General features: G+C 59.6%; 26 protein-coding genes and 1 pseudogene. 14 read left to right on the top strand and 13 right to left on the bottom strand.

From position 1 onward, the window contains the following. The 8 genes and pseudogenes from BJA_RS26155 (at position 1) to BJA_RS26120 (ending at position 6,530) form a co-directional block, all read left to right on the top strand. Entirely contained in the window at positions 1–510 is a 510-nt protein-coding gene (locus BJA_RS26155; protein ID WP_063921482.1) for a hypothetical protein, read from the top strand. Positions 511–725: 215 nt separating this feature from the next. Then, positions 726–1,082: pseudogene (locus tag BJA_RS44060) on the top strand (IS5 family transposase); the annotation flags it as partial. An 11-nt stretch (positions 1,083–1,093) separates the two neighbouring features. Then, positions 1,094–1,813: an IS5 family transposase gene (locus tag BJA_RS26145; RefSeq protein ID WP_011087946.1), complete on the top strand. Its 720-nt coding sequence runs from the start codon at positions 1,094–1,096 to the stop codon at positions 1,811–1,813. Positions 1,814–1,909: 96 nt separating this feature from the next. After that, on the top strand, positions 1,910–3,247 hold the full coding sequence (locus BJA_RS26140; RefSeq protein WP_236842076.1) for an IS701-like element ISBj9 family transposase: 1,338 nt from the start codon (positions 1,910–1,912) through the stop codon (positions 3,245–3,247). Positions 3,248–3,487: 240 nt separating this feature from the next. Continuing rightward, a complete protein-coding gene (locus BJA_RS26135; RefSeq protein ID WP_063921629.1) occupies positions 3,488–3,871 on the top strand; it encodes a response regulator in 384 nt (127 codons plus the stop codon). A gap of 624 nt (positions 3,872–4,495) precedes the next feature. Then, positions 4,496–4,921: a hypothetical protein gene (locus BJA_RS26130; RefSeq protein WP_011087943.1), complete on the top strand. Its 426-nt coding sequence runs from the start codon at positions 4,496–4,498 to the stop codon at positions 4,919–4,921. Between the two features lie 364 nt (positions 4,922–5,285). Further along, complete coding sequence (locus BJA_RS26125) at positions 5,286–5,810, top strand: cytochrome P460 family protein (RefSeq protein ID WP_038966385.1); 525 nt, start codon at positions 5,286–5,288, stop codon at positions 5,808–5,810. Positions 5,811–6,134: 324 nt separating this feature from the next. Further along, a complete protein-coding gene (locus BJA_RS26120; RefSeq protein WP_038966384.1) occupies positions 6,135–6,530 on the top strand; it encodes a response regulator in 396 nt (131 codons plus the stop codon). A 100-nt stretch (positions 6,531–6,630) separates the two neighbouring features. Here the strand turns inward: BJA_RS26120 and BJA_RS26115 are convergent, their stop codons facing one another. The 6 genes from BJA_RS26115 to BJA_RS43205 form a co-directional block, all read right to left on the bottom strand. Continuing rightward, entirely contained in the window at positions 6,631–6,843 is a 213-nt protein-coding gene (locus BJA_RS26115) for a hypothetical protein (RefSeq protein ID WP_038966383.1), read from the bottom strand. 463 nt (positions 6,844–7,306) lie between these two features. Then, positions 7,307–7,897 carry an RNA ligase family protein gene (locus BJA_RS26110; RefSeq protein WP_038966382.1) on the bottom strand — a complete coding sequence of 197 codons (591 nt, stop codon included), beginning with the start codon at positions 7,895–7,897 and terminating at the stop codon, positions 7,307–7,309. Positions 7,898–8,041: 144 nt separating this feature from the next. Further along, complete coding sequence (locus BJA_RS26105) at positions 8,042–8,830, bottom strand: B12-binding domain-containing protein (protein WP_011087939.1); 789 nt, start codon at positions 8,828–8,830, stop codon at positions 8,042–8,044. 729 nt (positions 8,831–9,559) lie between these two features. After that, positions 9,560–9,847, bottom strand: a complete 288-nt coding sequence (locus tag BJA_RS44055) for a hypothetical protein (protein WP_011087938.1) — start codon at positions 9,845–9,847, stop codon at positions 9,560–9,562. 342 nt (positions 9,848–10,189) lie between these two features. Continuing rightward, complete coding sequence (locus BJA_RS26100; RefSeq protein WP_162494119.1) at positions 10,190–10,507, bottom strand: LuxR C-terminal-related transcriptional regulator; 318 nt, start codon at positions 10,505–10,507, stop codon at positions 10,190–10,192. Further along, entirely contained in the window at positions 10,417–10,851 is a 435-nt protein-coding gene (locus BJA_RS43205; RefSeq protein ID WP_011087936.1) for a hypothetical protein, read from the bottom strand. The genes BJA_RS26100 and BJA_RS43205 overlap by 91 nt, the downstream gene beginning before the upstream one ends. A gap of 616 nt (positions 10,852–11,467) precedes the next feature. On the opposite strand from BJA_RS43205, the gene BJA_RS26090 reads away from it, so the two are divergent. Beyond that, the gene (locus BJA_RS26090; protein ID WP_038966390.1) at positions 11,468–11,971 is read left to right on the top strand and encodes a Spy/CpxP family protein refolding chaperone; all 504 of its coding nucleotides are present in this window, start codon (positions 11,468–11,470) and stop codon (positions 11,969–11,971) included. Between the two features lie 58 nt (positions 11,972–12,029). Continuing rightward, the gene (locus BJA_RS26085) at positions 12,030–13,616 is read left to right on the top strand and encodes a DUF3300 domain-containing protein (RefSeq protein WP_038966389.1); all 1,587 of its coding nucleotides are present in this window, start codon (positions 12,030–12,032) and stop codon (positions 13,614–13,616) included. 180 nt (positions 13,617–13,796) lie between these two features. Here the strand turns inward: BJA_RS26085 and BJA_RS26080 are convergent, their stop codons facing one another. The 7 genes from BJA_RS26080 to BJA_RS26050 form a co-directional block, all read right to left on the bottom strand. Beyond that, positions 13,797–14,567: an outer membrane protein gene (locus BJA_RS26080; RefSeq protein WP_011087932.1), complete on the bottom strand. Its 771-nt coding sequence runs from the start codon at positions 14,565–14,567 to the stop codon at positions 13,797–13,799. Positions 14,568–15,187: 620 nt separating this feature from the next. Next, positions 15,188–16,153: an AlbA family DNA-binding domain-containing protein gene (locus tag BJA_RS26075; protein ID WP_011087931.1), complete on the bottom strand. Its 966-nt coding sequence runs from the start codon at positions 16,151–16,153 to the stop codon at positions 15,188–15,190. A gap of 128 nt (positions 16,154–16,281) precedes the next feature. Further along, the gene (locus BJA_RS26070; protein WP_011087930.1) at positions 16,282–16,545 is read right to left on the bottom strand and encodes a hypothetical protein; all 264 of its coding nucleotides are present in this window, start codon (positions 16,543–16,545) and stop codon (positions 16,282–16,284) included. Further along, positions 16,542–16,979 carry a hypothetical protein gene (locus tag BJA_RS26065; protein ID WP_038966380.1) on the bottom strand — a complete coding sequence of 146 codons (438 nt, stop codon included), beginning with the start codon at positions 16,977–16,979 and terminating at the stop codon, positions 16,542–16,544. Before BJA_RS26065 ends, BJA_RS26070 begins: the two co-directional genes overlap by 4 nt. Continuing rightward, positions 16,946–17,338: a hypothetical protein gene (locus BJA_RS26060; RefSeq protein ID WP_162494118.1), complete on the bottom strand. Its 393-nt coding sequence runs from the start codon at positions 17,336–17,338 to the stop codon at positions 16,946–16,948. The genes BJA_RS26065 and BJA_RS26060 overlap by 34 nt, the downstream gene beginning before the upstream one ends. A 235-nt stretch (positions 17,339–17,573) precedes the next feature. After that, complete coding sequence (locus BJA_RS26055; RefSeq protein ID WP_051000307.1) at positions 17,574–18,980, bottom strand: tyrosine-type recombinase/integrase; 1,407 nt, start codon at positions 18,978–18,980, stop codon at positions 17,574–17,576. Positions 18,981–19,664: 684 nt separating this feature from the next. Continuing rightward, on the bottom strand, positions 19,665–20,381 hold the full coding sequence (locus BJA_RS26050; RefSeq protein ID WP_011087926.1) for a DUF599 domain-containing protein: 717 nt from the start codon (positions 20,379–20,381) through the stop codon (positions 19,665–19,667). A 124-nt stretch (positions 20,382–20,505) separates the two neighbouring features. Here BJA_RS26050 and BJA_RS26045 point away from each other — a divergent pair, with 124 nt between their 5' ends. The 4 genes from BJA_RS26045 to BJA_RS26030 all read left to right on the top strand — a co-directional run bounded on the left by BJA_RS26045 (position 20,506) and on the right by BJA_RS26030 (position 23,153). Then, a complete protein-coding gene (locus BJA_RS26045) occupies positions 20,506–21,168 on the top strand; it encodes a glutathione S-transferase family protein (RefSeq protein WP_038966379.1) in 663 nt (220 codons plus the stop codon). An 87-nt stretch (positions 21,169–21,255) separates the two neighbouring features. Next, positions 21,256–21,624: a YidB family protein gene (locus BJA_RS26040; protein ID WP_028171531.1), complete on the top strand. Its 369-nt coding sequence runs from the start codon at positions 21,256–21,258 to the stop codon at positions 21,622–21,624. A 187-nt stretch (positions 21,625–21,811) separates the two neighbouring features. Then, positions 21,812–22,015, top strand: a complete 204-nt coding sequence (locus BJA_RS26035; protein WP_011087923.1) for a hypothetical protein — start codon at positions 21,812–21,814, stop codon at positions 22,013–22,015. Between the two features lie 151 nt (positions 22,016–22,166). After that, the gene (locus BJA_RS26030) at positions 22,167–23,153 is read left to right on the top strand and encodes a hypothetical protein (protein ID WP_011087922.1); all 987 of its coding nucleotides are present in this window, start codon (positions 22,167–22,169) and stop codon (positions 23,151–23,153) included. Positions 23,154–23,157 lie beyond the last annotated feature (4 nt).

Below are 23,157 nucleotides of genomic sequence, written 5' to 3'. Positions count from 1 at the left end.
ATGCGCCGCCGCATTGTCATCGTCAGTGACAAGATGCAAAGAGGCTACCGCTATGTATTGTCTGCGCCGGCCGGGCGCGATTTCGACCCGCAATTCCGGCCCGATTTGACGCCGAAGCAGATGCTGGAACTCGGCGTGTTCTGCGGCAAATACCTCACCGATTGTCGTGACGAGTTTCCCGCGAGTTGGTTCGCGCGGGCGAAGCTCTCGCCTTCTGGCCGCGACTGCCTTTGCAACTATTTCGGCGTGGACGCCAGCCAAAGCTTGTCGGAATGGCGGAGAAAGGGCTGGATGCATCCGAACGATCCGCGCGGCTGGTTCCAGTGGTATTGTCGATACTACCTAGGCCGGCGCTTGCCTGAGGAGGACACGCGACAGATCGGGCGCTGGAAGGCCATGAGGCGACACGTGTCACAGATCAGGAAGCATTGCGAACTGTGCGACCCGACTTGCCGGCCGCGCCAGCGCCAGGCGTTGTTACATTGGGCCTACGACAGCCGGAGAATTTAGACGTCGCGTCGTCATTACCGCCCCGCACAGCGCGACACCTCATCCTATGACGCGGTGATTGCCGCGAGTTGTTGCTCGACGTCAGTTAAGGGTCATTCGCGTCGCTTTTGTGCATCAGCAGCATGTCCGCTATCCGGCTCATCTCGGACTTACAATTCCTCGTTGCGAACACCGAGATAGACGTGATTCAAGCTCTCAAACCGGGGCCTCGAATCATGAGATACGAACTCACGGACTTTGAGTGGGCCGCCATCAGGCCGTTCCTTCCTAACAAGCCGCGCGGCGTACCGAGGGTCAATGACCGACGTGTCCTAAACGGCATCTTCTGGATATTGCGGTCAGGCGCACCATGGCGCGATCTGCCGGAGAGCTTTGGGCCTTACACGACCTGCTACAATCGGTTCGTCCGTTGGCGAATGGCTGGCATCTGGGACCTGATCATGAAAGCCCTCGCCGAAGCTCATGATGGCTCCGTCCAGATGATCGACACTTCCATTGTTCGCGTCCACCAGCATGGAGGTTGCGCGGGAGGGAGCGAAAAAAGACTGATGGGCCGGTCGAGAGGTGGGTTGCCATCAAGCCCATGCTGCCGAACAAGCCGCGTGGCGTTCCTCGGGTTAACGACCGTCGTGTCCTCAATGGCATCTTCTGGGTCTTGCGTTCCGGAGCACCTTGGCGCGATTTGCCGGCGGCGTTCGGTCCTTACACCACTTGCTACAACCGCTTCGTTAGGTGGCGGCGGGCTGGCGTCTGGAGCCGCATCATAGACGCACTTGCGGCTGCCCATGATGCCGCTGTCCAAATGATCGACACCTCGATTGTCCGCGTGCATCAGCATGGGGCCTGCATCACAAGGAACCAGCGCCAATCGATGGGAAGGTCGCGCGGCGGCTTGACGAGCAAAATCCACGCGGTGGTCGATAGCAATGGTTTGCCGGTACGGTTGGCGTTGAGCCCCGGCGAGGCCCACGACGTTCGACTTGCAGGAAAACTGCTCTCTCGTCTGAAGTCCGGGTCAATGTTGCTTGCCGACCGTGGCTATGACGCCGACTGGATAAGAGAGCTTGCTATGAAAAAGGGGGCGTGGGCCAACATCCCGCCGAAAAGCAATCGCAGCGATCCGATCTGCTTCAGCCCCTATCTCTACCGCGCTCGCAACCAGGTCGAACGGTTCTTCAATAGGATCAAACAATGTCGTCGTGTGGCGACGCGTTACGACAGGCTTGCGCGAAACTACCTTGCCTTCGTCCAACTCGCATCTATCCGGCTATGGCTGGCTGCGCGTTATGAGTCCACGCCCTAGCTCTACTTTGGCAGATTTTGCGATTGAGCGGCGGGACCGGATTCACAAATCAGTTTTTCAATGATTCATAGGTGGTCGGCTTTTGGAGGGCCGACCATGGTGGGCACGACGTCGGATTGGGAAGATGAGCTTGGACGCTGGCTGAAGCCATTCCTGGATTGTTTAGGTCACAAGGCGCGGCGGCGAATGTGCCCGCTCTATGTTTCGGGGCTGATTGGACCGGGCGATCGTAAAAGCGTCCAGCCGATGGCATCGCGACTGGCGCCGGGCGACTATGATCAGTTGCACCATTTCATCGCTGACGGCGTCTGGGACGCGGCGCCGTTGGAATCAGAACTGCTCATTCACGCCGACCGGCTCGTCGGTGGCAAGGATGCGGTGTTGGTCATCGACGACACCGCGATGCCGAAGAAGGGCAATCGCTCGGTTGGTGTCGCGCCGCAATATGCATCTACCCTTGGCAAGACGGCCAATTGCCAAACGTTGGTGTCGCTGACGCTTGCGCGGGGTGAAGTGCCGGTGATGGTGGCATTGCGTCTCTTCGTTCCCGAGAGTTGGACGAGCGATCCGGCGCGTTTGAAGCGTGCCGGTGTTCCAGTTGAGCAGCGCGTAGCGCGAACCAAGCCAGAGATCGCGCTGGCCGAGATTGATCGCGTGATGGCAGCCGGTGTTCGCTTCGGCTGTGTACTGGCAGATGCCGGATACGGTCTCAGCGCGCCGTTCCGTCAGGGTCTCACGGCCCGCGGGCTGGTTTGGGCAGTCGGTATCCTGGGGCGTCAGAAAGTATATCCGGCGGGGGTGAAGCTGATCTTTCCAATAGCTGGTCGGGGGCGCCCCCGTCAGCGGCACATTCCGGATCTGTTGTCGATGCCGTCGGAAGACATGCTTGCTGACGCCAAGTGGAAAAATGTGAGTTGGCGGCTGGGGACCAAAGGCAGACTGCAAGCACGCTTTGCCGCCGTTCGCGTGCGGATCGCCGACGGGCCTCCACAACGGATCAAGGATAAGGGTCAACAGCATCTTCCCGGCGAAGAGGCGTGGCTGATCGGCGAACACCGCAGTTCGGGGGAGAAGAAGTATTATCTGGCAAATCTGCCAGCCGAGATGGACCTCCGACAGTTGGCTGCAACCGTCAAGGCACGATGGATCTGCGAGCAAGCGCATCAGCAACTAAAAGAGGAGCTCGGTCTTGATCACTTCGAGGGGCGGTCCTGGCACGGGCTTCACCGTCACGCCCTCATGACGATGATTGCTTACGCCTTCTTGCAACACCGCCGCATCGCCAAAGCGGGACGGAAAAAAAAGAATCAACGGGCCGCCACCTCAGCCAAGCCTGCCGGCCGTGCGCAACGCCATCGTCGATCTCATTCTTCGGCTACCTCGTCAGCGGTGTCCGCACTGCAGAAGACAGATCAACGAAGCGCAACGGCGTGAATAGATCTGCCAAAGTAGTGCTAGTCCGATGCAGCAGTTAGTCTGGAGTTGGGAGTAAAGCCGACCTGTTGGCTGAGCGCCCGGATTTCTCAGTTTGACCCAACTCAGACATCCTTGGGCGGCCGACGCGGGCGGCCGAGCCTCCGTCATTCCTTCCGGGCAAATGTTCACTTTTGAACTTTTGTTCCTCCAATGCGTTGCGCCTGCTGCGGCTCGGGTTGACGCTGCGTGGAGGGGGAGATGGAAGGCGTGCCCATTATTCTCGTTGTTGAGGACGAGGAACCATTGCAGGAAATCGTTAGCGACGCCTTGAAGGAGGGCGGATTCGACCTGACGACGGTACCTTCCGGACAAGAAGCCGTGGCTATGGTGGAAAGTGGCGTGGTCAAGTATTCGGCGCTCGTAACCGACGTCAACCTCAAAGGGCCAATGAAGGGTTGGGAGATTGCGCGCCTTGTCAGGCAGATCAATCCTGCATTTCCCGTGGTCTACATGACGGGCGCTGCCGCCGAAGATTGGGCGTCAGAGGGAGTGCCCAACAGCATTCTGCTGAAGAAACCGTTTGCTCCAGCGCAATTGGTTACTGCGGTATCCCAGCTTCTCAACGCAGACTCGCCCACCTAGTGGGTGCACTTCGGCTATTGGCCTCTCGCGACAAGTGTAGGAGGTCTTGCTGAGGTCTCCTGTCGAAGGCAGAGCCGACTTGATTTGCTCACCGCAAGTATTACGGCTCGTGACCCGAAGCGGTCGTCGGGAACGAGCAACGATCTGCCCTTCGCAGTCGTGCATAGGGATAAGCACTTCATTGATGAAGTATTCAGGCTGCATTTCTTTTATGACGTGCTCCTTAAATTCGTCGAGCAAGCTCCCATGAGGCTTGGCCTTACGGTAGATCATCCGAATGTGGCTAAAGAGGTCGCCAAACGCGTCACGGCCTAGGTCCTCCTCGGTGTCCTCCCATTTCTTTGTATAGGCCTCGCGATGCGGTTTAGGTACGCTTCCAATAATTTGCGCCTTCAAGATGTCGGTCGCAGTTAGGTCACGGTTGGACGCTTACGGGGTAGAAGCGGACATCAGCCAGCCGACTATCTCCGCAGAAACCGTCGAAAATGACCCTAAGGCGACCTCTGGCGTCGAGGGGTTTGGAGGCGTCGCGTGCGGAGGGTTGCACGTTACAACCGACGCTCTACATCTTAGTGGATTTAGTGCCGAAAATGCAGGAAGCGAGGCGCGTCAAAGGGCAAGGCGATGCGGCTGGCGAATTTCGACCCCAAAAGTAACCTGTCTTTGGCCGATCGCGCCAAAGAGGCGGTAGCATACGTTTGTGGCGAAGTCTTTTTTTGGGTCGGCTTTTTTCTAGCCGTATTGGGAGCTACCTACAGCATCTACGTGGGGGTGGCCGTATTTTTAGGCTGGTTGCTACTTTTTGTACTGATTGTGCGACGAGAAGATATGGCCCTTCGATTTGCGGTCGAATTTCTCAAATCCATCGCGATCATAATCGCGCTGACGCTGGGAATGGGCTTCGCGGTTGAAATCGTTGTGTTCGCTCTATCCGACCGTGATGTGAGTGGCGCATTTGGATCTGGTCTAGCCGGAATTGCTGGCGGCATACTTGGCTTGGTCATTGCCGTCGTGATCGTCCTCAGGCGGATTGCTGACATCGAGGATTGAACATTATCAAAAGCCCCAACCCGAGATGTCGCCTAGCCGAAGGTCGATTGAGCGCGTGTCATGTCGGCTGTCACGGGCACACCGGACGCCAATCCAACTTGGTGTCCACGGCTGCTCTTGACCCATCTGCGACATCAGGGTCCCACGGCCAGCCGTTTTCATGTTATCTCTAACGGACTTCCTCAAAGCAATTTATCGTTTCACGCGCCCGCGAGGTGATCACCGAAAGCACCGAATTTGATCAATGGACCGAGAACCTCTCGTCCGAGCCGACAATTCGCATGAGCGTCGATCTATTCAAGGAGTGATGCGGCTTTCGCGAGCACTGAAAACGCGACTATCCTCAAACGAAATAAGGACAGCCATGAAACGCAAAAGCAAGCTATCGATCACGGCAGTACTCGCCGTCCTGAGCGGTACGGCCGTCTGCGCGGAGGACAAGTACTCGCTGAAATCGCCGGATGGAATCGCGTTCTCCCATTTCAAGGGATACGAGGACTGGGCGGTGGTCTCTTCCGCCCGGACCGATGAAGTGCTCAAGGTGATCGTCGCCAATCCGACCATGATCGAGGCGTACAAGGCTGGTGTTCCGAACAACGGGCAACCTTTCCCCGATGGCTCCAAGATCGCGAAGCTCCAGTGGAAGCCGAAGAAGAGCACGGAGGCTCCCTTCGTTGTGGATGTGCCAGACGTCTTCACGCAGGCTTTCGTCATCGAGAAGGACAGCAAGAGCTTTCCGAAAAGCGGCGGATGGGGATACGCGCTATTCAACTACGAGGCCGCATCCGACAAGTTCACGGCCGATCCCAGCCCCTCAGACTGCGGACACGCTTGCCATGTGACCGTGAAGGCGAAGGACTATATCTTCCACCCGTACCAGAAGCGTTGAACCGCGCGTGCCCTCGGCACAGAGCCTTCACCGCGTGATGTCCGAAAATGGCCCTTCGCGGACCTGAACCGCGGACATCGGTGATGTCCGCTCACAGTGGCAGAGCCGACCATCTACCATGGCCCGTGACTTCCGGGTTTGCCAAGCGCCTGGACGATTGTCTCGGAGTTCCGCTTTTTCCCGGTAGGACGGGAACTTTTGGCCTGTGTGCACTTTGTAACGTCCGATGCTGATGTGCCGGGGCCTGGCGCAGCTTACAACTGCGGTCTCACATCTGCTCAACGCGCTCCCGATGGCTGGTTCAAGCAGGGCTTGAGGCAAGACATGACTCAAGCATCGATATTTCTTGTCGAGGATGAAGCGCTCATTCGAATGATGCTTGTCGACATGGTTGAAGAGCTCGGGCACAGGGTAATCGCCGAAGCGGGAAGTATAGAGGAGGGGCGATCCCTGGCAGAGATTGAGGGTTATGATCTCGCGATCCTCGACATCAATTTGCAGGGCATCAATGTGCATCCGGTTGCCGAGGTAGTAAGGAGCCGGGGGCTGCCTCTCTTCTTCTTGAGTGGTTACGGCAGCGCAGGCGTGCCCGACGGATTTGAAGGAATGCCTGTCCTCATCAAGCCCTGTTCGCTGGATGCGCTGAAGCGCATAATCGATGCTGTCCTACCGAATGGAGAGCCCGAAAAACCGCAAGACAAGCCGGCGGGAGCATCGTAAATCTCGAGCGCCTAACGGACGGCTTTCCGCTTAAGCCCCCGCTGACTCAGGATGGTCGTGACCAGAACCATCTCAAACCATCTCCAATGATCCCAATGATCTACTCGGCGCCCCACTTCGGCGGCTGCAATCCGGGCGAGGTTAGCCATTCATCGATGTGGGCTGTGATGTCGGCTTCGCGGGCCTTCTTCAAAAGCTCTTCACGCTCCGCGGTCCCTGCCGGCAATTGACCTGACTTTTCCCTCGCTAACCGCGCTTCTTCGATGAGCCGTTCGCCTAGTGCTCTATCCTGTTTGAACCGGTGGCGTTTCATGAACGTCCTCCCGACCTAAACCTGCTGCTTGAAACGCTTATAGAAGTGCGCGCGTTCCGTAGGAATTCAGTCCCATAGAGCACGCCGCGAACGCGAGTACACATCGCTGAGCAGGGACCAAAAAAGCCCCAGCTCGCAGGGATACGGGGGGCGTTGGAGCTAGGGTCACTCAGGGTGCCCTTGGGAAGGGCATCGGGAAAACGTGGCAAACGCTGTGTCGTTCCTCATAAACAAGGGCCGCCGACTCAGCCCATCAGCGGCCCCGTCCGGGTTTCAATAATTCCGAGATCAAATGACCTAGCCAGCCCCGGCTTGCCGATTTTTCCCAATCCTCAAGGCTTCGGCAAGCACCTATGTGAATCGTCTAACGTCTAATTGACTCCCATGGCAGGTCGCCATCTGTGCCAATTTAGTTCGGCGAAATTGGCCGGACCCGCTTCTCGGACCTCGTGCAATGTCCTCTTCAAAACTCTCGGTCCATTGCCGGGTGCGTCCGGTTCTTGACCTTGACCCAGTCCTTCGAACGGCCGGCGCTATAGCGTCGGTCGCGCCGTTTCGAGACCAGGCCCTCGAGGCCCAGGCGGCAGGCGGCGCCAAAAAGCTCGGTGCCGATCTCGCCGGGCTCGAAGGGCGCGACGAACATGCCATCCGGCCGACCGCGTAGCAGCCGCGCAAGGTTGGTCTTGCGCAAACTCAGAGGCAGCTCGCGCAGATCTTCGCCGCCGAGCGCGAGGACGTCGAATGCGTAGAGCTGCACCTCGTTGTCGTGCCGGCGCGAGTGCAGGGCGTCGAAGTCGGAGACGCCGTCGACACCGAGCACAACGGCCTCGCCGTCGATGACGAAGTGCTGCTCGCGGTTCTTCAGTGCGGCCTCGACGATCCAGGGAAATCGCTTGGTCCAGTCGTGGCCGTTGCGGGTGAAGAGGCGCACGGTCTTGCCCTGGCGCTCGACGCGCAGGCGATAGCCGTCATACTTGATTTCGTGGATCCAGTCGGGCCCGGCCGGCACCACGTTGGCTGCGGTCGGCAGGCAGAATTCGAACGCGGTACGCATAGGCCGCAAATAGGGTGTGAAGTCCCTAGGCCGTGAACCCATAAATCGGCCGAGCTGACGGCTCGCGAGAGTCCGCTATGGCCCGGTAGCGATCAAATTCCGCAACGCAGCGAAATGACACGATGGGCCACAAGCGGAAATTATCTAATCAGAAGTACCCAGCAAGTTGATGTCGGTAACCAGCTCGGCGCCAGGTACAAACGTGACTAAACCGGATTTGACCGCATAGCCGCCCACAATGACCTTTGGACGAGCGTCGGCCGGCAACTCTCCGACAAGGGCGGAGATAGCCACCACACTGTCGAGTTGTTGGGGCAAAGCCATCGAAAGTAACAGTAATTTGGGCGCAGCTTCTAAAATGTGCTCTGCCAGTTTTTGCAGATCGATATGATTGATAACGGTTGGTGTGCAAACGCTGCGATCTTTCAACCAAAAAGAAAGAATGCGGATCGCGAGCGTATGAGTGTTGCCCGGCGCATTCATGAGGAAATACCGTGGTAGGCCCCGTCGATGCCGTGTCTTGCCTCGTTGCATGCTGACTTCGATTAAGTCGACTACGCGCTCGCTGAAGGCGGTAAACTCATGCTCGTCGGTGACGGTAATAGTGCCGGAACGCCACTGTTCGCCGATCTTGTAGAGCAGCGGAGTCAGAATTCCGAGGAGGATATCGACGGGCCTGAACTTGGCGGCAAGGGCGTCTTTAACGAGCTGCTGAGCCGAAGGAAGATCATTCCGGCGACCTGCTTCGTAGAGCGAATGGTAAACACGGCGGAGAAACTCGGAGTGCCTGACGACTTCGCTTGCGAATATATCGGGGTGCTGGGACTCGCACCTCTGGCAGAGACCGTAAGTGACGGAAAGGTCGTCATATGGGGAAGTTTCACCTTTAAATTGTTGGCAATATGAGCACCAATTCAGCATCAGCGAGAACACCTAAACGACCGCAATCGATAATCCAAATGCCGGGGGCCGGAGAGGTTCCATCAAGCTTCCAGACCGAGTTACCCGTCAAGCTCGCATCAATCCGAATTTGGCTGCGTGCTAATGAGTCCGCGCCCTAGAAGAAAGGGCCGCCTTCTGGGGGCAACGGTTGGCCCACAAAGTTAATCTAGGGACCATACATTTGTTAGGGCCTGCGATGAATCGAGGGGCGGATAATATCGACGACGCCCAGGCTTGAGCCGGTGCGTCGTGGCGGTCCCGGCGTCTTCCCTCTCCAGCCCCGAAGGCGCTTGGGGCCGCTCACAAGGCACCTCAGTGCCGCCAGGTCGAGGCGGTCGGCCGGCACGATCGAGGGCGAGGAACGCATACGCAAACCCCAATACGATGGTGTCGTGGAGACGGCCCCGGCTACAGGGGGGCTTTTGAGGTTGGCCGGAGCCGCTCCGCCAGCTCGGACAGCGAGCCGGCGAGATTCAAATACCGCGCGGTCGCGTGGTTCCTGCAAGGAGCGTCAACCCGTAAATTTCCCATGCGATGGCAGCGCTACGGTGCGGCCTGCCACCCGATCGGCGCGAACGCGGTGGACCATGCCATCAGCGCTTGAGCAGATCTTCGCCCTGCGGAAGCAGCTGCGGGGATAGGGGGGCGGCCTTGCGCAGCGTGGCTAGGCTGCGACCGTCGACCTGATCGGCTCCTCGAGAGGCCGGCCCCAGCCTTTGATCATTGCATGTTTCGGTACCCCATGATTGCAAACTGCGGGTTGCCCCGCTCGAAGTCCGGCCGAACGTCGGCACCGCGAGATCCGCAGCCCTGGCAGACAAATCGCGGCTCGAGATCCGATAGCCTTACATTGTCAGGCCAACGGTCGGCATCCCAGGCAACGTGATGGCCGCAATGGCAATAGACCAGGACGCCACGCAAGCCCATTTCGCGCATCTCGCCGAAGGTGATCTTGACGGGGCGGCCGTCAACATGCGCGGGCGTGTGGCGTCGAACAGGACGAGGCATGCCGAGATCAAAGCGCCGTCGTGAGCACCTTGCAAATTATCGATTCCTAGTGGCTCGGGAAGCGCGCGAGCTACTGCCGGTCGTCGGGTACCCAGGCCGCCCGATCGCTGGACGACCAGGCCGTCCGATCGCGGGTTATCCGGGGTATGGCGGCGGCTACTATCGCCCGGGTTGGGGCTATGGTGCCGCCGCTGTGGGAGCCGCCGCTGCCGCCGGTGCCTACGGTTACTACATAATAACTACAACAGCGGCTGCTACTACGACACCTACGGCAGCTATGTTTGCCCGGGTCAATATCCGTACCAGTATTAAGGAGACCGAGTGAGCGCGGACGGCGGTGCGCTAGGGCGGCCGCCACCTGCGCTCAGGTTTCTCGACCGATCGTTCCGGATAGGAAGCGAACTCATGGACTAGCGCCTCTAGCTGTTCCTGCGACTGAACTTGCAGTCTTTCGATCAGACTTTTGCGCTGCAAAGCGATCTGATCTTTCCTGCCACCAATCTCGGTAGCGATCTGCTGATCTGTTTTCCCTTGGGCCAGACGCCTTAAGAGTTTCTTCTCGCGCGGTGTCAGGAGGAGCATGAGCGATACATTGCCTTCAATGGCTTTCCATGCAGGAAGATTGTGCGCGGCGTTAGACCACCGCGATCTGCGATCCATTGTCGCACACGCACGGGATACATCGAATAGAGCATTCGGGTCGCTCCAGAATTCGTGACAGGCCGGCCGCGATGGCCGAAATCCCACGCTGCGTGGAAGGCAAGTGTCGCCTGTGAGGTCACGCAAATTCTGCTCGAAGGGATGGCCGCCAGGACGATCGTGCAAGCCGATGCGCAGAAACCATCGATAATCACAGGCTGGCCCGAGGCACGCAGTCTTTCGTACCTGGATATATACTTTTCAATCGGTCCGCCGCGATCCTCTGTGATCCGCAAGGCTGCATCGCTGGCGCGCGATCCCGTTGTTAAGAGAGCAGCGATGACCAGCCCCACCCAGCACCTCATGTTATCGCCCCCGACAGGTTAAAGCCCACCGTGCGTTCTCCAAACGATGCTCGTGGGTCAGGCTTCGTCCGAGCTTGATTTAGATCAACCAGAGGCGAGACCATCTTGATCGAGGATCGCGTGAGAGAAGCAGGTTGTCACTGCTCCTCACCAAAGCGGAGTAAACAAATGTGGGTCCTGATGTACGTCTTTCTTTCTCGGTCAGCCCAGCCGCTACGAACGACAAAGCGGAGTGGAGACTCCTCCCAACGGTAGTGTTTCAGGAGTTCTCGAATGAAGAGCGATGCAAGGCAGCCAAGTCGGCACTTGAAGGTAGCTTGAAAGAGGCCGGAGCGAGGCTAAAAAGTGGTCTTGAGGATTTGAAGAGCATCGGAAAGGCCGACCCAGCGCAGATCATCATTGCTTACAGTGTGGAATGCCTTCCGAAATAGAAGGCTGAGAAGGTGACCAACAGTCGATGCGACTAGGCTCTATACGTTCGGGGTCGTACAAGATTTGGAAACAGTCAGAAGCACGTCCATATTTCTCAGCGCGGACCTTTGACGTAGATCAACCCGCCGTTGACTGTATACGTCGTTTTGCTCGGGGCATGCGATACGAGCCTCAGGAGTTTGCCGTGACAAAGAAAGCAGCCATCGCAGCAATTGCACTTTTGATGACAACTTCGTCTCTCTCCTACGCAGCAGAGACATCATCAACCGGCGGAGTAGGGCAACTCAGCGCCACCGACATGAAAAGCCTAACGGATATGCGTGTCGGCATAATCAAGGCGGCCTTGCAATTGACGCCCGATCAGGAAAAATTATGGCCGGCCGTTGAGGACGCCATCCGCGCTAGGGCGAAGAACCGGCAGGCCCGGTTAGAACGGATAGCCGAATTGCACGACGGCGCGATGGATCCCCTCCACCAGAGCAATCCGGTCGAGCTTATGCAACGGAGAGCGGATCGGCTCATTCAGCGCGGCGCCGATCTCAAGAAGCTCGCCGATGCTTGGGAGCCGCTCTACAAAACCTTGAGCGAGGATCAGAAAAAACGAATGTCTTTCGCATCATATGTCGTCATGCGCGGGATGAGCGATGTGATCGAGCACAGTATCGAACCCGAAGATGACGACGATTAGAGATGCACGTTGGATGTACGTCATGTTTCGATACTGCGAGACTAGGAGGACGCGGAACATGCGGGTCGTTAGAACGATATGTTGGACATGTGGCTTAATCGGACTATTGTGCACCAGCGTTCCTTCGCAGGCCCAGACAAACGATAATGCGCCTCAGGCGCCAAGCGGTGCACCGGCGTCGGTTCCAGAGCAGGCGGCACTTAAACCAGCCGAACTCGATGCGCTGGTCGCGCCGATTGCGCTGTATCCAGATACATTGTTATCGAACGTGCTAATGGCATCGACCTATCCGCTTGAGGTGGTGCACGCTGATCGCTGGATGAACCAGAACAAGGGCCTCATGGGGGACGCCCTCAAGGCCGCCACGGAGAAACAGGATTGGGACGGGAGCGTCAAGGCGCTGGTCGCGACGCCATCAGTTCTGCAGATGATGAACGAGCATCTCGAGTGGACCCAGAAACTTGGCGAGGCGTTTCTCGCGCAGCAGCAGGAGGTGATGGACGCCGTGCAGCGGTTGCGGTCCAAAGCCTACGACAGGCAGAAGCTGGTCACAACGAGAGAGCAGAATGTAACGGTAAAGGAAGATCAGAACCGGCGCTTCATCTACATTGAACCCGCTGTGACTGACAGTATTTACGTTCCCTACTACGAGCCTCAGGTGGTTTTCGGCGATTGGTCTTACTCTGACTATCCTGCCTACCCCTACTACTGGGGCTACCCCGGCTATATCGGCGCCGGCATCATCGCGACTGGGATCGCGTTCGGCGCAGCCTACGCACTGGGGCGGTGGGCAACCGGCGGCTATTGGGGCGGCGGCGGATGGTGGGGCGGCAGCCGGGTCAACTGGGGCGGCGGAGCTATCGACATCAACCGCGGTGCTCGCGTCGAGCATTGGCAGCACGACGTAAGGCACCGACAAGGCGCACGCTACAACAATCCGAACCTGCAACAAAGGTTTGGCAGCGCGAACCGACGCGCCGGCGCGGGCATCGCGGCGGGCGCAGCCGGCGCGGCCGCCGCGCGGCGGTTAGGGACCGGCGCCAACCGGGCTAACGTGGCCGACCGCGCTCAACGCGCCGACCGAGGTCGGGGAAATCGGCAGGCCGGCGCCGGCAGAACGGTCGGCAATCGCCAAGCGCGTAACCGCTCGACGGCGGCCAGGAGCGCAAGGTCCGGCGGTCGCGCGGTGCACCGCGGGGCTTCGAGAGCCGCCCATGTCAGGCCTGTGGCGGGCCGCGGCGGTGGAGCGAGGTTCACGGGCGGCGGACATCGAGCGGCAGCATTCCGAGGCGGCGGTGGCCGCGGGGGCGGAGGATTTCGCGGTGGCGGCGGAGGAGGGTTTCGAGGCGGCGGAGGCCGGGGTGGCGGGCGCAGGTCGGATATCAACCTCAAGCACGACGTAGTGCTCCTCGGTCGGCTCGACAACGGTCTCGGTTATTACCGCTTCGCATACAACGGCAGTGACAAGGCCTACGTCGGGGTGATCGCGCAGGAGGTGCAGACGGTGAGGCCCGATGCGGTCACTCGCGGCAGCGACGGCAATCTGCGCGTCTACTATGAGCGGCTCGGCCTCAAGTTCCGATCGTATGACAGTTGGGTCGTTTCCGGAGGTGTGCTGCCGAAGACCGCCGGGATACCGCACTGAAAGGCGACGCCCACGGTCAGGCGCACGTAGCCGTCGGCAAATCGACGAGCGCGTTCCGTCAAGCAAAAGGCCTGCTGTTGCTCCCAACTGAGACATTGCAAAACGTAGCAACCGCTTGGGATGCTCAACCCGCAAAAAGCCCCGGCGAGCCGGGGCTTTGGTTTGCGTAGTCTAGTTCGGTCAGTATCTGGCCGCGATCGGGGCACCAAAGCCACCGAAACGATAGTTCAACCGAACGGTGACCATGTCCACATCTTGGCTAACCCTGTCGCCGAGGAGGGTAACGCCACCGGGCGAGAGCACGCCTGCGCCTGCGAAGGTGCGGTTGTCATTCCCCATCCAGAGGTGATCGTATTCAACGCCGACCGACCAGTTAGGCGCGAAGCCATACTCCCAGCCGACGCCCAACGCACCGCCCCAGCGCGTGTGGCTTGCCGAGTCCAGACCGACCCCGGTCAGGTTATTGAAGACATCAAGACGATTGTGGGTCACGGCTGCACCACCCTTCACATAGAGCAGTGACGCGTTCCACGCCCAACCGAGTTGCGCCGTGAAGAGACCAATGCCGTCGGTTTTACCGGTGGTCGATAGCAGCGGATCGATCAGGCTGACGCGCGTATTCTTGATGTCGGCCCAATCGCCCTGCGCTTCCAATCCGAGCACAAATTGATTTGTTTGCCAGCGATACCCGATCTGTCCGCCGACAAGACCTCCGGAACGAGAAGCGCAACCACCAGCGACTGTTCCTGCAAGCGTGACGAAATCCACGCAACCGCGGCTTTGGCCCCACCCGCCGTTGGCGCCGATGTAAAAACCAGTCCAGTCATAGATCGGAGCGACAATCGGGGGCGGCGCCTTGGTGTACGGACGCGCCGCCAAATCAGCCGCCGACGCGGGAGCGGATAGACCCACGGCCATCATTCCGGCCGCGGCAACGAGAAGCTTTTTCATTACGAGAAATCTCCCAGAAAGAATTCAAAAAAGGCACGACGCCCACCTACGTAGTCAATGCTATCCCGTTCGCCGGCAGGTTGATGTAGCCAAGCCGCAACACTCGGCTGAGATGTGAGGCGACAATTCTTTATATCGATTAAGCACTTACATGGAACAGAATGCATGCCAACGTGCATAAGATCGCCCTCGGAATGTCGGCGAGACGCCAGTTTGCTTTAGATTGCGCTGTTAGGTGATGCGCCGACAAGTCCGCCACCCGGAGTCTCCGCTCCTCTCCAGATCCGAAGGCGCTGGTCACGAATTTTCCCTTTCCCCTTTTGGCGTTGCTCCGATCAGCGGACACGAAAAAATCTCCCGCTTAGCCATCCCTTGGTTCGCTCCTGCACTTTTGCACCAGCCGGTGAAGTTCGCCGTGCACCTGGCCCTGGATACACATGCACACCTCGTCCGCTAGGTAGACGTCGATAACCTGAGACTGCCTTACTATTTGTCTCTCTCGGTTTGCGTGGCTAGGCGCGAAAGCCGGTTAATCACCTTCAGCGCCATGCAGACTGTGCCAGCAATACCGAAAGTGTGGGGGATATTCCAAGCGTCCCGAACAATTTGATCTTCGGTCATCACAAGGTCTTTATGAGTAGGGGAGATTCGGGCGGGATCAGCTCCATGGTGGCACCCTTAGTGATGATGCCCCAATCCTCATGCCTCGAAACGCCTTGGGCCATGATCTTTGTCTGGAGATGGGTGTAGGTGCTGCCGAGAAACGATGACGGAAGCTGGAGCGCGATTTGCGCCTTGTGCGAATCCGCAACAGCCTCCTTGAAAATCGGCAATTGGGGCGGAGCCGATATCGTTCGGCGGAAGATACGGAGCTTCGGTGCCGGTGCTTGGTCAATCGCCCCAACCTGAATGAACGGGTCAAGGGCAAAGGGATTCACGATGTCGTAGTCGATGAGAACTTCCACGATCGCGAACGTCGCTGGTGTGGCCGAATTATTGATGACTGTGCAGTCGAGCAAGAATGTCTGCGACAGCTCTTGGTGAGACGCATACTGGACTGTGAACTTATTCCCGCTGCCGAATGAGAGAACGACGTGCAGGTCAGGCGTCGTGGAACGGCGCATGATATCGCGGATTTCATAGTCGTGCATCGGCACAGACTGGAAATTGAACCGCTTGTAGTATTTGCCATCTGGAGCCTGATGAGGCCCGATTTGTGACTGCTGAACGGTAATGACGTAGCCGAACTTGCCAGTCTCCATATCGATTCGTTCAATTCGAACACCATCCATACGCGGCTGGACTTTCGAGTTCAAAATTTGCTCGATCCATTCCTTCGTAATCTTCGGATCGACAACGCCATCATCGACCTTTGAGGGTTTCCCTGCGGCCTTGTCTTCCTCGATGCCATAGACCAGTTGCCCACCGGCAGAGTTCGCCAGTGCGCTCACGTCCTTGCACAATTCCTCGGGCTTACCGCTGTCTCGGGCCAGGGAGGGGGACGCCTTGTAGTCCAGGGTGAGGCTTTCCTCTAAACCTTCGTCAACAAGTCGCTGAAGATCGGACTTCTTCTTCAAATCGAGCATAGGAACTCCGGTTGAAAGGCTTGCCAATAGCAGCTTACCCGGATGTTTTATAGTTTAGGAAGGCCGACACATCGCGCGCGCCGGACTCGCGCATCTCGCCGAAGGTGATTTTTTGCGGGTACATGGACCTATGGCGGCAGCTTCAACCCTGACGGCCTTTTGAATATGAGCTGATGATTTATTTCCAGCCAATGCCTTGCAGCGATTGCCGCGAGATTAGTGCTTTCTGTTCGCATCTCGTGCTCCCCGCTTCTTAGATACTCGTCGGCGCATTCTGTGAAGTGTTCACCGACGTATTTTAGAAGGTCAAAAAGTTCGGCTGTATCGCTCTGCTTTAGCTGCAGCACCACCGTCCGCTCATCGCCGTGGCTGAGTCTTTGAAATGGTTTCATTGCTCCCCTCGATCTTCCATGAACTGCCGGATCAATGACCGAAACTCCTGCTCCGATCTGCAGGTCACGTTCTGCACAGCGCAGTTGAGTGAGCTGAAACTGCCGTAGACCTTGTTGTCGTTCACATCGACTAGCGTGAGCATTCTTATCGTGTAGGACTTACCCGCATCCTTGGTGATCATGGTGTTTTGTTCGAGTATGAAGCAACGGTTTAGCCGGATGTTGTAGTGGTTCTCGAAGGATTCGAGACCCTTCCGCTCACCGACTGGGAAATCCTTTTCGTAAATCTGCTCGGCTCGTTTGCCACATCGCTCCTGCAACTCATAAATTTCTTTGCGATTTTGCGCCGACACTGCGCCAATCGTCAGTGCGAACGCCAGCAGTGCGATTACCGTCTTAGTCATCGTGGCGAACATGCCTTTAGCGACGCGCATCGAGTACACACGCCCGCAGTTTGGGATGGCGCAAGAACCTTGCCCGAAGGATCGATGGACTGACGTGAATTGATCACGCGCATATCCTTCTGCACCGTCAACAGCCCAACAGGTGTACCATCGGCATTCAATTCGACGAATACGTGAGCCCCCATGCGGTCGGCGAAAGCAAAGGCCTTGCTTCCGATGCCGGGGGAGATGCCAATCCGCGCGTATTGACCGTCGTTCTGATTGGTATCGGGTGCAGACGTGATAAAAATGCTGTCACTGAAGCCTTCGATTTTGCACCTCAGCACGTCGGCCGAAGCGTTGGTCGCCAGAACGGCTACCGCGGCCAGCGCAAGCAGGATCTTCGGCATGGGATTCGTCATCCGATAATTGTAGCGTGACTGTTACACCCGCCGCCAGATTTCACCGCCATCCACAGGCTCCACCGGCATTCATATAATTTTCTCGCAGCCGGACCGTCATCGGATCGCGACACCCATACGCCGTTGATTAATCTTGATTTTTCTGCCTTGAACCTTTCCCTACGCAGGGGAAAAGGAGCCCGCGAGAGCTTCGACCGGGCTCGGCGTCGGTAGGCATATGCAATCAGGCGGCGATCTTGTCGCGCTCCTGCTTCTGGGCGTTCACGACAGGCGTTCCAATGATCCGCCTCAGCTCGGCCGCGACCCCGTCCAGCACCGCGCGTTTCTCCTTCATCCGCTTGGAGTGATTGTAGACCTTGCCGGTGACAGTCGGCACCACGACTTCGGCTTTCTTGCTCGCGGCGTGATCGAGGCACTTCGCGATCCAGGCGTCGTCGAAGCCGAGGTCGCCAGCCAGGGTCGCTGCCGTCCGGCGCAGGTCATGGGGCGTGAACGGCTTGAGACCGAGCAGCTCGCAAAGCCCGGCGGTCTTGGTCTTGTCCTTATTCTTCTCGTGCTTTGTCCCGCGCAGCGCGTCGGCCATCGCTTTCCGGTGGATCGGCTGGCCCTTGTACATGGGGCTCTCGAAAACATACTGCTGATCATCCGAGGTCAGCGCTTCCTGGGTGATCTCGACCGCAAGATCAGACAAAGGCTGCTGGATCACCCGGCGCTTCTTGACCCGCTTCAGGGGAACGTCGAAACGCGGATGCTCGCCGTCGAGGTCAAACAGCTCGTCCCGGTGCGCACCAAGAAGTTCTCGTGACCGCAGCATGGTGACGAGCTCGAGCTTGAGCGCGAGCCGGGTCTTGCGGTCCCAAGGCAGGTCGGCGCGATCCAATCCATGCCAGAAGGTCCTGATCTCGTCCTCGGAGAGCACCCGGGTACGGGGATGCTCAGGGTCGAGCTTCGGCAAATTGACGCAGGGACTGGCCGTTACGTAATCGCGTCCTGCCTCCGCCGCCCACTCGAACAGACCAGAAGCTGCCTTGCGCATGTGGCGCGCGTTGCTGACCGACGGCTTGCCGAACTTGCCCCCGACGATGTCGTTCGACAGGGTCGCGATGTCGTGCTTGGTGACCTCCATGGCCAACTTCTTGCCCAGGCGGGGGCGAATGAAGCGGTCGAGGTGGCTTGCCGTGTTCTCCCAGCTCTCCAGCCGGGGCCGCATCTCGCCGTCGGGCTTTTTGACCAGCGTTTTCATCCACGCGATGCGCTCGTCGATGATCTCGGCAACGGTCTTGCCGCGCTTCGTCTTCGCAGCTTTCTGGTCACGGTAGGTCTCGGCGAGTGCCTCGCCGCCCATGCCCTTGAGACCGTAGACCTTGCTACGAGCGTCCTCGACCGTGAAGGTCTCGGGATTGTAGACGCCGAGCCAGCCAGTGCGCTGCTTGCCGGTCTGCCTGTCGGTGAACTTGAAGGAGAAGGTCGCAACGCCCGCGGTCGTGATGCTGACATAGAGGCCAGGGCACTTGCGGTCGTAGAACTTGGTCCGCTTGGCGACTCGCTTCTCGCACAGGCGGTCGGTCAGGATGACACTGCTGTTGCGGCCGCGCTTGCCGGCAGGGGAGGCGATAATGCTACTATCCATGTGGTTTCGGCTCCTAGGGCTTGGGACCATAGGCTCGGCTTTGGGGCTTTCAGTTTGTCGTGCGGACGCTGAAAGGCTCAGGGCCGGGCCCTTATTTTGGTGAAGCCCGCTGAAACAGCCCGCATCAGGCTAGTCGAAAATGCCTTATTTTAAAGGATTTTCTTAGTTTCGGCGTGTTTCACCGAATGCCAAAATATAGACGTGTGGTCCTGGCCGTCGTTGCTACGGTCAAGCTCTTGCGGATGCGGCATTCACGTCAACCGGCGTGGTGCCGGCGACTTTCGCGAGAGTGAGGGAGGCCAGCAGGAACTCGGCTCCCGGGAGAGCACGGCATAAGCCGTCCAACCACTGCGCAGGGAAGGCCGAGTGATTGGCTACACCTGTATGCTGCTGTGCGGTTCTTCCTGCGTGTGCTTTTCGCGCAGCGGACCGCGGGTGCCAGCCGGCACCCGGCCTTCCCTGCGCCCTCTTGGCTCAAGAGAGCAGAGCGACGAAGCAAAGCTCGGGCGAATTACGCCGCGAGGATGTGAAGGCGTGTCTGCAAATTGAGATGCGGATTGGAGAATGGCGATGCCGCCCCTTGCTCCGTCATTGCGAGCGCAGCGAAGCAATCCAGAATCCCTCCGCGGAAAGACTCTGGATTGCTTCGCTGCGCTCGCAATGACGACGTGGAGAGAGTTGGGGTCAATGACCGCGCTTCCTCATCGTCTCGCCATCCACCATCTCCGGCGCCATCGCCGACCATGCGCTCGAGGCGAATTGCCGGCGCCATGTCACGATCACCACGGCCGCCGTGGTCACGAACAGCACCCAGGGGCTGACGAACCAGCCGAGATAGCCGAGCGCGAAGAAGAAGGCGCGCTGGCCGCGGTTGAAATGACGGCCGGCGGATTCGAACAGGCGCGTGGTGCGGATGACATGGGCTTCGGCCGCAGGCGTGTCGCGCTGGGATGCCGGCGGCATGCCGCCGAACAGGATGGCGACATAGTTGAACAGGCGATAGGCCCAGGCGAACTTGAAGAAGGCGTAGACGCAGATCAGCACGAGACCGACGCATTTCAGCTCCCACATTGCGGGCGAGGTGCTGAGGTCGGTCGGCAGCTTGCTCAGGATCGTGATGGCGTCGTTGGTCGCATGCAGCAGCGCCAGCGCGCCGCCGAGTGCGATGAGGCTGGTGGAGGCGAAGAAGGCGGTGCCGTTCTGGAGCGAGGCCATGATCTGCATGTCGACCATGCGCGTCTCGCGGTCGAGCAGCCGGCGCACCCAGACCTCGCGATAGCGGTTCATGCGCGCCGACAGGCTGTCGCGGCCATAGGCCGAGTGTTCCAGGGTCAGGGCATAGACCAGCCATTCGACGATGAAGAAGCCGACGGCGGTGATGTCGACCCAATGCCTGCTCATGTCTCTCTCCTCGCGAGCATCGCAACGATTGCCACGCAAGGCCGGGCGCAGCAACGATTGATTGACGGCAGGCGATGGCGCTAAAAGCAGCCGCATCCAGAGGACTTGGGAAGGACCAGTGGACATGGCTGCACTAAAACTTGCCATCGGCAACAAGAACTACTCGTCATGGTCGATGCGGCCCTGGCTCGCGCTGCGCGCCAACGACATCCCGTTCGTGGAGACCCTGATCCCGCTCTACACGGATAACCCCGCGGACAAGGAGCAGATCCTGTCCTTCAGCCGCGCCGGCAAGGTGCCCGTGCTGGTCGACGGCGAGACCACGGTGTGGGATTCGCTTAGCATCATCGAATACATCGCCGAGCGCTACCCGGAAGTGAAGCTGTGGCCCGATGATGCCGCGGCCCGCGCCCATGCCCGTTCGGTGTGCGCCGAGATGCATTCCGGCTTTGTCGCCTTGCGCAGCGAATGCGGCATGAACCTGCACCGGCCGATCCGCCCCGTGGCGCTGTCGGCCGATGCGAAGGCCAACGTTGCGCGCATCGAGGAGATCTGGCGCGAGTGCCGGGCGCGTCATGGTGCCAGGGGACCGTTCCTGTTCGGCCGCTTTGGCGCGGCGGACGCGATGTACGCGCCGGTCGTGCACCGCTTCCGCACCTACGCGATCGAGGTGGCACCGGATACCAAGGCCTACATGGAGACGATGATGGCGCTGCCGGCATTCCAGGAATGGACCCGCGAGGGGCTTGCCGAGACGCTTGTCATCGCGAAGTTCGAGGACGCGTAACCCGCGAATGTGATCGGGCGCCGCTTGACGATACACCAGCCGGCGGCGCTCAATCGTACCGAGTTGCGGCTTGGAAGAGGGCACGCCATGGGAATCCTGGACTCGCTGGAAAACAACCCCGCGCTCCGCAGCGCGCTCGGCCAGCTCGGCGCCGCCGTGCTGCCGGCCGTCTTGAGCGAGGTGCTCGGCAGCAACAATCAGGGCGGCCTCAGCGCGATCGTGGCCAAGCTTCAGCAGGCCGGGTTCGGTGACCAGGTCAAATCCTGGCTCGGCAACGGCCAGAACCTGCCGATCTCGGCCGACCAGCTCCGCGCGGTGCTCGGCAACGACACCGTCCGCCAGCTGGCTGCGCGCTACAACATCCCGGTTGACCAGCTGGGCCAGATCCTGGCCCAGGAGCTGCCCAAGGCGGTGGACCAGGCCAGCCCGCAGGGTCATCTGCCCCATACCGCCTGAGGCCCGGTTCCAGCGGTATTAGCGTGGCCCGCTGTTCCCGTTATCGTCCTGAAAAGACTTCAAGATTGGTGTGTTTGCCATGCTCGCATGAGGCTGGCCAAAAACGCCGCATGCGTGCTATATAACGGCTGGGTTTCCGGCCGGCCATCGCAGTGGGACCATGGGCGAGGCAGGCGTTGTTTGAGTAATGGAGAGGGTGTTGAAGCACAAATTCCCCGTTGGAACGCGCGTATTGTTCACGGCCAGCAACGTCGCGCGCCCGGCTGCCAGCGGCTCGTATGAGATCATCCGCCTGTTGCCGACGGAAGGTGACGACTGCCAGTACCGGATCAAGAGCTCGACTGAAGCCTTCGAACGGGTCGCCAAGGAAAGCCAGCTCGCGCTCTCCTGAGGCACCGCCGCCCGTTGATGTCGCGGACGAATTTCCTGCGCTCGCCGTCAAAAGGCCCGCTTCACCTTCACAAGGTGGGTCGGGGGCAGTTGCCGGCTCACGGTGCTCGCTTTGACCATTCGCTCTTTGCTCGCGTGAGGGGACGTCGCGCATGAACTGGGCATGGGCCTCGTCGCTCGACCAAATCTGGCGCTCGCCGGCCGTCCCGATGTGGATGACGCTGGCGGCTGCGGGCTTCTTCGGATTGATCCTCATGATCACGCTGCTGCGCGCCGAGAGATCGGTTGCCAACGGTGCGCTGACCGTCATCACGCTGCTTGCCATTGCCATCGCGGTGGCTGCCACGGCGCACCTCTATGGACCGGACGGGCAGGCCGCTCCGGCCGAGGCGCGCGCGCAGGGCGTTGTTACCGCGAGCCTGCCGGCACTGTCCTGCCTTGACGATCTTGCCGGCGATGCCGTGGCCATTGGCTGCGAGAAGGCGCTGTTCGGTTCGCCGGATGCGGCGGCCGCGGCCGTCTCCTACACCGCCGCCAGGATCGACCGGCTGACCGCGCTCGGCGACGCCGCGACCGTCGACAAGAGCCTGACGCTGGACATGAAGGTGCTGCGCAAGGCGCTGGAGCGCGATCGCTACGGCCTCGTCGCGCAGGTGCTGATCGCCCGCGACGGCTGCACCCGGTTCGATTGCGCCGCCTTCCGCTCGCTGACCGATCAGCAGCAGGTCGCCGCCAACATGGAGTCCCATCTCTACGACATGCTGGTCGCACGCTATGCGCCCACCTGGAACGCGCCCGCGGCGGCAGCACCGGCCGCAGGTGCGCTCGCCGCGCTGCCGCCGTCGATGCCGACGGGCAAGCCGACCAACGCTGAATTCCCGAGCGCCTCGTCGACGCCGCCGGTGAGCATCATGAATCCGGAACCGCCTACAGCGGCGGCGCGCCAGGCCGCGCCGGCCGCGAACGCAGCGCCGGCTCCGCGCGCGCCGGCCACGACCTCGGCGCAGGCCGCAGCGCCTGCGGCACCGGCCGCGAAGAAGCCGCCGGCGCCGAAGGCTGCGCGCGCACCGGCAGCTGCACCGGTTCCGCTGGCACCGCCGCCGGCTGCTGCGGCTCCCGCGGCTGCGGATAACGAATAGTTCG

Origin of the sequence: Bradyrhizobium diazoefficiens USDA 110 (assembly GCF_000011365.1) — a bacterium.
Taxonomy (GTDB): Bacteria; Pseudomonadota; Alphaproteobacteria; order Rhizobiales; family Xanthobacteraceae; genus Bradyrhizobium; species Bradyrhizobium diazoefficiens.
This window is presented reverse-complemented; position numbering and strand designations above follow the sequence as displayed.